The sequence below is a fragment of the Anaplasma bovis genome (assembly GCF_036903315.1).
In the GTDB taxonomy this organism is placed as follows: Bacteria; Pseudomonadota; Alphaproteobacteria; order Rickettsiales; family Anaplasmataceae; genus Anaplasma; species Anaplasma bovis.
The window spans coordinates 1-12,916 of the sequence record NZ_JAWLNY010000030.1; the positions used below are offsets into that span (position 1 = coordinate 1).

Consider the following 12,916-nt stretch of genomic DNA (forward strand, 5'->3'; position numbering starts at 1 on the left):
GCCTGTACATGTGTAAAATCGTGCGTTCTGGATTCTAGATTTGGTCGTGGTATGGCTTTTGAGATTGATGGTCCCGTAGTTACGGATTGTGCTATTGATAAGATCAAATCCGTTTTGGAAAGGGAAAACTTTCCCGCTGTACTTAGGGTTTCTGTATGCGGTGGTGGATGTGCAGGATTCAAGTATGAATTTACTACCGAAAGAATGGACGCTTCAGATGATGCAGAAGATGACATCGAAGAAGATTATTATGATGACGAACCTGACGATAGCGAGTTTGACGAAGAAGATGATGAATATGGCGATGAAGTCAGTGGAGGGTCCGATTTAGTGTTGTCCGACGGGCAGGGCGTTCCTATTCTCCGTATTGATAGCCATTCAAAGGAGTTTCTGAAGAATTCCACCATAGATTACGTAGAAGACATAAATGGGTCTAGGTTTGTAGTGAACAATCCTGATGCAAAGTTTGGGTGTGGATGTGGTAATAGCTTTTCGCTCTAGTAAGGGCAGCTCTTCCGTGAGTGGTGAGGATACCATCAAGGGAAGGTTTGCGGGGCTGCGTAGTGTATTTTCTTCTTTTTGTGTTGCGGCGCTGTTGGTCATAGCGTTTCGTAGCTTTGCCTTCGAACCTTTTCACATCCCGTCTGGATCTATGAAGAGCACCCTCCTTGTAGGCGATTATGTGTTTGTAGGTAAGTATAACTATGGGTACAGCAAGTATTCCATAGGTCCAGTTTTCATTTCTAGATTTGTGCATTGGGTTTTGTCCCCCATTGTTTCTCTGGAGGGTAGGGTATGGTACTCGCAGCCTAATGCGGGTGATGTCGTAGTGTTTAGGCTACCTTCTAATCCTACTACTAATTACATAAAGAGGGTTGTGGGGCTGCCAGGAGACAAGGTGCAGATTTCCGGTGGTCACCTGTACATAAATGGTGTAGAAATGGGCTATGACAGGATTGAAGACTTTGTAGAGCGTGAAGGAAAGGTAGTTAAGAGGTATTTAGAGACTCTGTACAATGGAAGGTCCTACGAGATTCTTGATGAAAGGGAGAACAGTTCCCTAGATAACACGCCGGTATACGTTGTCCCAGAGGGGCATATTTTCGTCCTAGGTGATAATAGAGACGATTCTAGGGATAGCAGATTTGTCACGGAAGTTGGTAATATACCTATTGATAACATAGTAGGTAAGGCCCTCATGGTAGCGCTTTCTTTTAGGAAAGGTGATGGATGGTGGCCTTTCGAAATAAGGTTTGACAGGGTTTTTCATCGGGTCAGGTGATGTTTATAAAGCGGCTATGTCTTGGTGTGGCTGGATTCTTTAGATTCCTTTACATCAATACCAAAGGCTTCGTCTTAACGCTCATGAGTATGTTTAAGCCCAAGGTGACACTCAAGTACCCGTTTGAAAAGGGTCCTATAAGCACGAGGTTTCGTGGTGAGCACGCATTACGCAGGTACGAAAGTGGTGAGGAGCGTTGCATAGCGTGCAAGCTATGTGAAGCAATATGTCCAGCTCAGGCTATAACTATAGAAGCGGGGGAGAGGGCTGATGGAAGTCGTAGAACTGTAAAATACGATATAGATATGACCAAGTGTATATACTGTGGGTTCTGTCAAGAAGCCTGTCCAGTAGATGCGATAGTCGAGGGGCCTAATTTTGAATACGCAACAGAAACCAGAGAAGAGCTGATGTACAATAAGGAAAAGCTTTTGCTAAATGGCGAAGTGTGGGAAGAAGCTCTAGAATACAGGATAAAGAAGAATCAGCCATATTACTAATCAAACGTAGAAAAGCTCTGCTGCGCAGAGTGCTGCTTTAAAGACGGCAGCAGTGCCGCGAACGCATATCTCTATACTATCATCTCCAGGTCATTAACTTTGTCGTCCACCCTATGCACACATGCGAAAGTGGTAATAGTGCTACCGCGAGCTCTTCCTCCAATATAACCATCATCACTACTGCAATCACTATTATGCCTTCCTAGACTTACGGTGCTTGCATTACTAGTACGCCGTTTCAGAATTGAGGTTTCGGCGGCGGCCAAGGCAGCATCTGGGGCTTCGTTCCTGCATGCAGCCCTTGCAACAGAAATGTGCCGTTCATTGTCGGAATAGGATGGCACGCTGTCATTGCTCGCTACGCTGACTACATCATAGCGGCTATCAACTTTCTGGCGGCTAAACTTAACGCAGCATAGAAGAGGATGCCTAAATAAAGAGCGAGAGGGCGCTTCAGAAGCTTCAGACTTTAGCACTTCAGCCTTAATAGTAGGAGAAATGGGTTCAGGTTTACTAACGAAACCAGCTAATATGCTGTCATCACTTGCTACACTGGCCGCATCATCAGGGCTGTCAACCTCCGGACGGCCACCAGATTTGCAGCGCATAAAAAACGAGCAAAAAGACGACTTAGCGGTCTTTGTAAATCCTTTTTTACCCACAGAACACCACAATTTGTATCGCCATCATACTGATATTTCTCGGTCACTACAAGTGTCTTTTACCTTGTGTACTAGTGCTGAAGTAACAACATGGCTACCACTGCGAGCTTCTTTTTTAATTGTTTGATAGTCTATATCATCGCTGCTGCTATCGTAGCCCCTCAAGAGGGCAGTAGATTCGTTAGCGTAATCAGGATTATTAAGCTCATCATCAGAACCAAGCTCGTTGTCACTATCAAACTGTGGTTTCTCGTTCCAACATCCTGCTCTTGCAGGAGAAAAAGCTGCGTGCATTTTAGCGAAATCAAGCGAGGATACAACGTCATCACTTGTAATACTTACAGCATCTTCGTAGTTATAGTCACTGGATCTATAGCGCTGCGCGAAGCAAGGCTGCAATAATGAGCATAAGAATGATTTTGCAGCTTGCGCAAACTGCTTTAGCCTGCTATAGCACGACTCAAAGAAACCCTTGCACTCGGTAGCAGCCATGCTAACATACGAAGTAATCTGTGCCCACCTCGGCAGTTTAAGGCCACTATGACCGAAGTAGTGACGGAATCTAAAATACACGTAAGCTGAACGCAACAGTGGAGCAATGTAACGCACAATTCCTCTTATAGTATCTAGAAGTAAGCCTAATAAATGCACTGCAATTACCTTTTGCTGGACAAAGACTATTCTATTATAGTACGAAAGTACCCCATTGATCTACACTTCTAAATGCAAGTTTTGCAGTGTTCGCGATAACAGACGTGATAAACTACAACAACTAATATGTAAACTATGACACGTATATATCTGTTTTTCAGCAAAATATGGTATGCAGAAAGTTCTAGGTGATTTTGCAAAGTAACAGGACAATATTTGTTTCTGCTACCTGTAGAACCCTTCCCTTAGAAGTAAGATCCGCATTTTCCGGTGCTTGTGTAAGCTTTTCTGACAATGTGTGTTGCATTATAAAATTTTTCCATGTCTGCAATGCCTCGGATATTTCGAGACTCTGTGTAGATATCGTAATCTCTATTCTATCGAGCATATCAAGTTTTAGCTCTTTACGAGTTTGCTGTATAACACGCACCAAATCCTTGGCTATTCCCTCCAGTATGAGATCTTTCGTCAAATTGTGGTCTATACGTGCAACTCCTATGGGCATTCCTTCAGATGTGAGCATGCAAGAGTATTTATCATTGGCTTCCAGATTTAAGGAAAACTCTTCCTTGTCTATAATGTAATGCTCAGCGCCTTCTTCCCCAACTAACAAGTCTCCCCCATCGCGCAAGCACCATTCTCCAGCCTTCACAAGTGCTGTTACTCGCTTCATATGGCTAGGAATTCTTTTTCCTAGGGCAGGGAAGTTAAGCTTGATGTCAAAAGATGCAACGCTCTCAATAGTATCTGATATTGTTAGTGTCTTTATGTTGGTTTCGCTCATTATTATGTCTTTGTATTCATGAGTGAGATTGAGAAGCATGTCGCATTTGTAGGGATAGATCACAGCTTCACTTAATGGCTGCCTGACACGTAGATTGTTTGCACTGCGCAAAAACAAAATGCTACTGCACACGTTTGCTACCAATCTCATGCGTCTCGCATTTCCTTCATGTTCTGATACTATGCCATCTATGCATCTATGGGGAAATTCAGCCAGATGTACAGACTCTTCACATCCAAAATTTAGGCCTTGCCACATGGATTCAGCAGTGAATGGCATGAAGGGCGCTACTACCTTGATCAAGCAATGTAATACGGTGTAAAGTGTGTTGTAGGCATCAAGTTTGTCCTTTGACTTTTCTTCAGACCAGAACCTTTCCCTGGATCTTCTGATGTACCAGTTATTCAATTTCTCAGTAAACTGTACGATTTGCGCACACGCGTACTTTATATCGTATGCATCATATGTGGCTTCAGGTGATTCCATAGCAGCAAGGACGCCTTTCACCAGCATTGTACACTCATATAAGATGTACTGATCCATTATGTTTGTTACATCAGCGATACTGTTCAGAATGCTTCCTTTCACCTTGTCGGCATTTGCGTAGACCGTGAAAAAGCTGTAGCTATTCCACAGAGGTTTTATGACATTCTTCAAGGTTTCACGGACCACATTTCCTTCTTTGTCCAATAGCAGATCTCTTCCATGGGACACAGAGTTAGATAACATGGTAAATCTCACCGAATCTGATCCGTACTTCTCAAACATCTCCATGGGATCAGGATAGTTATTTAATCTTTTCGATAGTTTTTGCCCCTTTATGTCCAGCACTACACCGTGGCAAATGCAATTCTTGAACGGACGCTGGTCAAAAATACATGCAGACAATGCGAATAGCGTATAGAACCATCCCCTAGTCTGTGATACATATTCTGTAATGAAATCAGCCGGGAAGCCTTCTTCAAACTTTGTCTTGTTCTCAAATGGGTAGTGAATCTGAGCATAAGGCATGGAACCAGATTCAAACCAACAGTCTAAGACGTCTGGTACTCTGCGCATCATCGATTTGCCGCTAGGATCATCAGGATTTTTACGCACTAAGTTGTCTATATATGGGCGGTGTAAATCCTCCACAGGGCCAAAATCTTTCTCTAATGCTTCTATGGAACCATACACATCTACTCGCGGATAGTCTGGGTTATCTGATTTCCAGACTGGTATGGGTGTGCCCCAGAATCTGTTGCGCGATATAGACCAATCTCTGATCCCTGCAAGCCATTTGCCAAATTGACCATGTTTTATATGTTCTGGAATCCAATTCACGTTCTCATTAAGCTCTATCATCCGCTGCTGAACTTTTGTTACTTCCACGTACCATGACGACATTGCGCGGTACAGTAGAGGGGTATCTGTTCTCCAGCAATACGGATAGCTATGAGTATATTGGCTTGTTTCAAACCATGCTCCGCTCTTCTTCAAGTATTTTATAATCTCATCGTGAACGTCGAGCACATGGGCTCCAGCGAAGTCTGACACTTTGGACGTATACCTTCCAAAGTCGTCTATAGGGCATATTACAGACAGGAGCTTACACACATCATCATAAATGTCCGGTATATTGTTTGACTTACACACCATAAAGTCGTCTTCACCGAACCCTGGAGCCATGTGTACTACTCCTGTTCCGGTGTCGTCAGTGACAAATTCCGCATTTAGTATCTTAAAGGAGTTTTTACAGTCTGCCAGATAGGGGAACAATGGCTTGTACCGAAGTGAAACCAATGCAGATGATGGAATTGGGACAGTTGTACAGTAGCTTATTCCAGTTTTTGTACAGTAACTCTTAAAGTGTTCTAGATAATTTTCGGAGAAAATCAGCAATTCTGTGCCTACTACAGCGCCCACATACTTTATGTTATCATTTACAGCTAGCGCTAGGTTTGCTACCAGAGTCCAGGGAGTGGTTGTCCATGCTAGAATTTTGCAGGACTCCACGTCGCCGGGTACGAAGTCTGGCTTTCCGATGATTTCAAATTTTACTGTCACGGATTTGCTTACTTTTTCTTTGTAAGAGTTGTCCAGTCTAGTTTCAAAATTTGATAGGGGAGTTTGACATGCCCAACTATAAGGGACTACCCTCAGTGATTCATACACCAACCCCTTATTCCACAATTCATTGAATGCCCATATTACAGATTCCATGAAACTCTTTTCCATGGTCTTGTAACCATTTTCAAAATCTACCCATCTCCCTTGTCTTCTTACGTAATCTTGCCATTGTTGGGAAAATCTGAGCACAGAATTCCTGCAATACTCATTGAATTTATCTATCCCAAATTTTTCTATATTTGTTCTACCTGATACCCCGAGCTCCTTCTCTGCCAGCATTTCTACGGGTAATCCGTGACAATCCCATCCAAATCTTCTTTCAACCCGCAGGCCGCGCATGGTTTTGTATCTTGCTACGGTATCTTTTATAAATCCCGTTAACAGATGTCCGTAGTGAGGCAGGCCATTTGCAAAAGGGGGGCCGTCGTAGAACGTAAATCTGTTACTTTCAGGTCTGCTGCTCACGGACTTTTTAAAAGTATCGTTGCTATCCCAGTATTCAAGAATTTCCCTTTCAACTGTAGGAAAGTCTGGATTTCCGCTGACAGTTGGGTAATATTTCACGGTTCACTCTCGCATTGTTGCCACAAGTTCTGAATATACATATTTTTTCCTGAAACAGGTAAGACCTTTTCTTCAGTAGCACATGTAAGAACAAAAGTTCTATGAGAAGTAGTGCCCTTTCAAATATACGTATTCACATAAGCTGAGCTACTATAGGGCGTTATTATGAAAATGGTATGTAGTAATGTATTAGGTAGTAACGTCTTTAAAAGGATCGCAAGTACCATGTGGAAAATTATTATATATTGGTGAATGCACGTAGTGGGTATATTATCTATGTATATACTAGCATAGAGGTCATTATGGGAATTCAGGAATCTAGTACAGCACCAGGTTTCGTATCTGGCGATTCCATAGGAGAGTATTATCTATCGTTCTTCAGTCCTTATGTTGGCCATAAGAATGTTGTACTTTACTTCTACCCAAAAGACGACACTCCAGGATGTACAAAGGAAGCTCAGGATTTTAGGGATAAGTATGAGAGTTTCTTGAGCCTTAATACGGTTATCGTGGGAGTATCGAAAGACGGAATTTCCTCACATGAGAACTTCAAGAGAAAATATGGGTTACCATTTGAATTACTTTCTGATGAAAATGCAGAGTTAGCGCGTGCTTATGGCGTATGGGTCGAAAAAAGCATGTTTGGAAAAAAATACATGGGAATTGAAAGATCTACGTTTCTAATAGATACGAGTGGAACCATAAGAAAAGTTTGGAGGAATGTAAAAGTACAGGATCACGTTGATGAAGTACTAAAGGAAGTTGGTAGCTTGTAATTTAGGATTTCATGACGTTTAAGAAGAAGTTCTCAAAAATAAGATTGTACTATAATGGTGACAGCCCATTGCAGAAGGGCGCTTCAGTGCGCCTCTTTTCTGAGAAGGCACACTACATAAAGAATGTGATGCGCGCGAAATTAGGTGACACAGCGTTGCTTTTTGATGGTATTTCAGGTGAGTGGTCTTGCGTGATTTCCAACATTGCTGGGGATCGGGTAGAAGTGTCGGTGAATGAGCTTATGAAGGAGTATTTTCCCAGTAGAAAGCTTGCTCTATGTATATCTCTGGTGAAAGCAGATACGATGAGAAATGTTGTGCGCCAAGCTACGGAGCTCGGTGTCACCTTGATAAAACCTATGCGCACGGAATACTCTTCGGTAAATGACGTAAATATAGAAAAGTGCAGACTTTGGGCTATAGAAGCAGCAGAGCAATGTGGTAGACTAGACATTCCAGAGATTGCATCAGTCGGAACATATGATCAGATTCCGGAGTTGGGCTATAGGACAATATTATGCGATGAGACTGGGGGAGGCAGGAAGCCTAAGGACGTTATATGTGGGGAGGGTGATCTGTGCATAGTCATAGGTCCGGAAGGTGGTTTTTCCCACAATGAGTTATGCCAGGCAGAGAGCTTCTGCGAGAAGATGTCTCTTGGAACTAGGATACTCAGAGTTGATACTGCAGTTGTAGCGGCTTTAGCGTATGTAAATGAGTACTACGCTTAAATCAGTCGTACTGGGTTACAACATTGCTTACATGGGTGGCGCGTACTCATACTAAATATACGACCCACTTTCACGAGGTGGCCCATCCTAATTCCAATACTCAGGAATTACTCGGTACACAATGGTTTACAACATTGCTTGCATGTGGAAGTGTGTACTCATGCTAAACATACGACTCATTTTTACGAGGTGATGCATCCTAATCCCAATATTCAGGGATTACTCTGTGCACAATGGCTTATATACCAGCATTGAGGTTGCGTTAGTTATACTGTGTTGAAGCGTACAATAAATGTTTATAGATCAGAAGATTTTTGAGTATTACAGGTACATACAAGAGATAATCTGTTCTGCAGACTGCAAACCACGGGGGAATTTCTTCTGACTTCTTGATAAATGCTGCAGAAATTACAATGTCAAGCAATGAGAGTTATAATTTGCGCATTGGATACGGAGATATAGAAAGGCGATAGACCTATCCTGCGCCATTCCAAGTAGAGTTGCAATTGTGCACTAAGGTTTAGTTTTGACCGCTAATATAGCGGGTGAGAGTAAGATAATAAATATAGGGATGACTGTATTTTTAGATCTAAAACTCTGAGACACTCCAAACACTGTCGCTTGTGCTGCAAGCGCGATAAAGGGCTTAAATGGTGCTGTCTACCACACTTAAGTGGTGGTAGAGGTTGATTTTTGGATAGCAGATGGTCTGCGAGGAAGCAGTAAACACTATTAGTAGGTGCTAATGCTAACCGGGGATGATCTGCTCATAGTTGGGGTAGCTGAGCGCATGGACTTTCCATGCAATGAAGTTAGTGGACCTGTGGGGTTTAAAAGCCATACTTTGCTCTCTTTATGGTACATCTTCAGTATGAACGCTAACCGGGGATGATCTGCTCTAAGTTCGGATAACTAGGCACATGGACTTTCATGCAACGAAGTTAGTGGACCTCTCTGTTAGTGCTGGGTTTAAGCCATAGTTTGCTCTACCATGATGCATCTTCGGAGGGAGAAAAGCATCGTGCTGCTGGGTATCAGGATCCCCAAAGGCAACGACTATGCACAGCGAAAAAAAGCCGTGCACCCGCGTGAGATGCATGGCTCGCGCAGCACTGATATCTCTTTGAGTGTCCTGTTTCGAGCAGGAAACAATAGTTTGTGAAGCAGCATGTCCGATCTCATGCACTATATCTTAAAAGTTATAATCTCGCGAGGGCATGTAGCGCATCTCTTATTAAGAGGGAAAATGGTGTTCTGCAGATAAAAACCGCGAAAATTAGCATATGACATATAAACGGAACCCAGGAACTCCATAAATGGCAAGTGTTGCGATAGAACGGGCGCTACGATAAGAATGATCCCAGTATGTCTAGCAATAGTTGAGAAATGCATACTTAGTAATGGCAATGACTATGCTTTATATGCTATAATGAGACGTGCGGTAATGCGCGTGTGTGTGTTTTAGCTCTTAATTTTCACGTTACATGCGGATTATCACCGTGCGTTAGCTATGAACTGCCGGTTTCTACAGGCGTGTGCCTGCAATGTGGGTTGTCTATCCTTTTGTTGTGGTTAGAAGGGGGCATCAGTTTTGTATGGTGGCTAAGAGAGTGGGTTATGCAGCAAGTGTGTCCACGGATCAGTGTAGTAAGTATGTAGTTGAAGGTCATTCTATGCCCGTGAACCGCCGCTACGGCATAAGTTCTCCCAGAAGTTATAGTGCAGGGTTCATCGTAGGTAGTATTGGTGATAATGCGGTAAGTAAAGCCATGGAACCCGAGAAAATAGGGAGAATGCCATTGGCTGTGATGCTGTTATTGATCCTGAATCTCTATCAGGGCGGGAGTTGGTGTATAAAGTCCGCAGTGCGTACGATGCCTTTCGTAATTGCGCTGTTCAAAGAGCTAAAGGAGCTGCCTCTCACAGGAGTGATTTTGAAGATAAACTTGCTGAGTACTGAATCTATGGAAGAGCTTGTTTAAATAGGCCGTGAACAGGCTAATATGGAAATAATCTGGGGGGGGCTGTTCTTTATTGGATTGTGAATTGCCCTAATGCAAGCCTTGTGACAGATGGGAAAAATGTGAAGAGAAAAGGAACTACAGAAGCTGAGGGAGAGGAGTAACTGGCGGCGCTACTAGTGCGATATTTCACCGGTTCTAGATGTGATCCCAAGGATTCTAGAGATAGAGATGTTAACAGGAGTGGCGTTGAGGATGAGTTTGAATAGTATGTACCCATGAATAAGCATATTTAGGAAAGCTATTAGAGGTGCGAGTCTTGGTAGGATGATGGGCCTACGTTTCGTATTGAAGGACGATGCAGGTACTACTGAAGAGGGATTTAGATCCGTCGTAATGATAGTGTGGCGGAGGATCCTGATGAGAACCTTAGAAACTCTTCGTCTAAGGGGAGGCCGTTTTGTGGATGTTGTGAGTAGCAAAGAGATTAAAAGCAAGGAACTCACTCTCGCGAAGATGGAGAGAAGGGACTGCGATTTGGTAGTGGGAAAGAAGATGTCTCCCTTAAAGGAAAGGTTAGTGGATGAGGGGAAGAGAGAAGTTTTAAGTGGTAATGTTATGGATGAGAGTAGCAAAGAAAGGAGAAAAAGCAGGGTTTTTTTCTTTAAGAACATGAGAAGAAGTAGAAGTGGCAAGTATGATGTACGGGCAGTAGAGGAAGCCGCTTTTGGAAGTGGTGGAATAATCGATAGTAGGCGCCTTGAAGATAAATCTATGGGATATGAAGGCCATAGACGGGGATATTTAGAGGGACTATTTGGTATGGGTTTTCGCGCACAGGCTGCTTCTAATGTGGATAACCCGTTTGGGGACTTCGGTGAGGCAATAAACAATAGTACTTTCTCTCTAAAAGAAGGACCATCTGAGAGAGTTCCGTGCGAGGCTTCTGTGGATGATTCTGAAGGAGAGAGGTCCGCTGCTAACGATCATGAAGAACCAAAAAAGAGCAATGGAAGATTTGCAAGATTCTTTCTTGGTGGCATCAAGAAGGATCTTAATGTGGGCAAGCCCCTAGTATCTAAAGTAGGGAGCGGAGGCTCCGAAGACAGTATTGAAGAAGAATCCGCCTCTGAAGATGAGATCAAGGCAGTAGAGCGATATAGTAGCACTTCTGAAGAAGAATTACTGATTGGAGAGCAGGGAAGAGCAGCCTCTAGGAGTGATTTCTACGTGAGTAATCGAGAGATTGAAGGTAGCTTCCTTGATTTTGAAGGAAGTGTGAAAGGCTCCAGCAACACTATTCCAGGACATGGTTCTGAGTGTGAAAAAGGCAGCAGCAAAGGAAAGCCACGTCCTTTTGTTGCGTTAAAAGGACTGGTGAAGAAGATGAATAGAGCGAAAACTCGGTCAGTCTCAGATGATGATAGTAGTGATAGTGAGGTTAAGAAAAAAAGTAGTTTTCGTGCCCTAAAGCGCCTGCTGAAAAAGCGTAATAAAGCTCCTGAAAGTGTAATAACGACAGAGGAGAAAGAGGAGCACAAAAAGTCCTTTTTCCACTTGATAGAGAGTGGCCTTGGTGTCGCTGCAGTTTGTGCATGTATTAGCGCGATGGCCATAGTGTTCAAGGTATGCAGTAATAAGACTAATAATGTGGGCATCCATGCGTATATTGCATGTGTTCTTGCCACTATTATAGGAATAGCAATGGCAGTTGCAGTGCTGCATTACTTTGTTCCAAAGGTAGTAGATAAAACCAAAACGCAAAGCAGTGCCGGGAAAAAAGGTCGTGACATATTTGAAAAGGACTGCTTGTTTTGGATGGTTGAGTTTAAGAATGTAGTAGCGCTTCGTTACGGATACACCCAAGCAAAAAAAATGGCTGCAAAAAGTGCCCCTACTAAGCATCTTGGCTTCAATAACAATGGGAAGCTCTTTTACAAGGGGTTCAGCGTTCCAGAAAAAGTGTGCCCAACCGCCACAGTTTTTGGAAGTAAGTGCAGTGAAATGACTGAGAGTGGTGAGCATATGATCTCCAGGATCCACTTCCAGGATCCAGATTCCATGGCCTTCTTGCGTAAAATACACCCAGCAGTCGGTGAAGATTTGCGAGATTACCTTACCTTTAGACCCCTAAAGGCGGATATCAAGGATGCGTATCGCTTTAGTGCATGTTTCAAATACAGGTTTGCCGACAGAGAGACTTATATACGTTTTGCACTGGCTATGGCTCAGGCTGGATGTAATGAACTATTGATAGCATATCTTTCTTCGTTTATGCCTAAGGCCTCTTATGCTCGTGGTGAGAGATGTGAGGGGCTATCATTGCGTTTTATGAAAACAAAGGAGTGGAGGCTTTTGTGTTTTGATGAAGCAAGATTTGGCTTGTTAAGTAAAACAAGTACATACTGTAAGAAAGGAATCATTGAAGATCAGAAGAAGTTTCTTAAGTATTTCTTAGATGCGTACGGTAAGCACGCACCTGCGAACAGTAAACAGGCTTGGGGTGAGAAAAATAGCGTAGATGGTGCTGCATGTATGAAAGGGGAGAAGGGGCCAGGTTTTCCCTTCAATAACCCTCGCTATGCCCTGGCTCTCGACAGACTTGCTAAGGGGTGCGGTGCTCGTATTGAAGAAGACGCTTATACCGGATATAGGACCTTCATCAAGGACAAAAATATGCAATTTGGGTTTGCGAACGCAGTTTTTGTTAAAGAAGGCACCGTTGATTGCGTCTATGACTACAGTGATAAGTACTGCGCGCGAGAAACTACCGATACATACATATCAAATATGAGAAAAGAGCGAGTGCACAAGGGATGGTGTCGATTTAGGTAAGTTTATCCCCATGTCTGCTTCTTTTTTTCAAGCTTCATAGGATGGCTCTGTTGCTTTTAAT

The 12,916-nt window shown here is 43.1% G+C and carries 11 protein-coding genes; 8 read left to right on the forward strand and 3 right to left on the reverse strand.

Annotated elements, in window-relative coordinates; translation table 11 throughout:
- Window positions 1-51: 51 nt before the first annotated feature.
- From R4I06_RS03145 to nuoI, 3 genes are read left to right on the forward strand one after another with little or no spacing between them, the layout of a single operon-like run.
- A complete protein-coding gene (locus tag R4I06_RS03145) occupies window positions 52-501 on the forward strand; it encodes a HesB/IscA family protein (protein WP_334414106.1) in 450 nt (149 codons plus the stop codon).
- Window positions 458-1,282, forward strand: coding sequence for a signal peptidase I (gene lepB, locus R4I06_RS03150; protein ID WP_334414096.1), 825 nt, complete (start codon window positions 458-460; stop codon window positions 1,280-1,282). The genes R4I06_RS03145 and lepB overlap by 44 nt, the downstream gene beginning before the upstream one ends.
- Window positions 1,282-1,782: an NADH-quinone oxidoreductase subunit NuoI gene (nuoI, locus tag R4I06_RS03155; protein ID WP_334414107.1), complete on the forward strand. Its 501-nt coding sequence runs from the start codon at window positions 1,282-1,284 to the stop codon at window positions 1,780-1,782. The genes lepB and nuoI overlap by 1 nt, the downstream gene beginning before the upstream one ends.
- A 71-nt stretch (window positions 1,783-1,853) precedes the next feature.
- On the opposite strand, the gene R4I06_RS03160 is transcribed toward nuoI, so the two are convergent.
- The 3 genes from R4I06_RS03160 to ileS all read right to left on the reverse strand — a co-directional run bounded on the left by R4I06_RS03160 (window position 1,854) and on the right by ileS (window position 6,552).
- Window positions 1,854-2,444 carry a hypothetical protein gene (locus R4I06_RS03160; RefSeq protein WP_334414097.1) on the reverse strand — a complete coding sequence of 197 codons (591 nt, stop codon included), beginning with the start codon at window positions 2,442-2,444 and terminating at the stop codon, window positions 1,854-1,856.
- Between the two features lie 24 nt (window positions 2,445-2,468).
- Window positions 2,469-3,095, reverse strand: a complete 627-nt coding sequence (locus R4I06_RS03165; protein WP_334414098.1) for a hypothetical protein — start codon at window positions 3,093-3,095, stop codon at window positions 2,469-2,471.
- Window positions 3,096-3,279: 184 nt separating this feature from the next.
- Entirely contained in the window at window positions 3,280-6,552 is a 3,273-nt protein-coding gene (gene ileS / locus R4I06_RS03170; protein ID WP_334414100.1) for an isoleucine--tRNA ligase, read from the reverse strand.
- A 302-nt stretch (window positions 6,553-6,854) separates the two neighbouring features.
- Here ileS and R4I06_RS03175 point away from each other — a divergent pair, with 302 nt between their 5' ends.
- From R4I06_RS03175 to R4I06_RS03195, 5 genes are all read left to right on the forward strand, one after another.
- The gene (locus R4I06_RS03175) at window positions 6,855-7,328 is read left to right on the forward strand and encodes a peroxiredoxin (RefSeq protein WP_334414101.1); all 474 of its coding nucleotides are present in this window, start codon (window positions 6,855-6,857) and stop codon (window positions 7,326-7,328) included.
- 11 nt (window positions 7,329-7,339) lie between these two features.
- Window positions 7,340-8,059 carry a 16S rRNA (uracil(1498)-N(3))-methyltransferase gene (locus R4I06_RS03180; protein ID WP_334414102.1) on the forward strand — a complete coding sequence of 240 codons (720 nt, stop codon included), beginning with the start codon at window positions 7,340-7,342 and terminating at the stop codon, window positions 8,057-8,059.
- Between the two features lie 745 nt (window positions 8,060-8,804).
- Window positions 8,805-8,951 (forward strand): hypothetical protein, encoded by a 147-nt coding sequence (locus tag R4I06_RS03185; RefSeq protein WP_334414103.1) that lies wholly within the window; start codon window positions 8,805-8,807, stop codon window positions 8,949-8,951.
- Between the two features lie 703 nt (window positions 8,952-9,654).
- Window positions 9,655-10,041 (forward strand): hypothetical protein, encoded by a 387-nt coding sequence (locus R4I06_RS03190; protein ID WP_334414104.1) that lies wholly within the window; start codon window positions 9,655-9,657, stop codon window positions 10,039-10,041.
- Window positions 10,042-10,347: 306 nt separating this feature from the next.
- Window positions 10,348-12,855 (forward strand): hypothetical protein, encoded by a 2,508-nt coding sequence (locus tag R4I06_RS03195; RefSeq protein WP_334414105.1) that lies wholly within the window; start codon window positions 10,348-10,350, stop codon window positions 12,853-12,855.
- The last annotated feature ends 61 nt before the right edge of the window (window positions 12,856-12,916 follow it).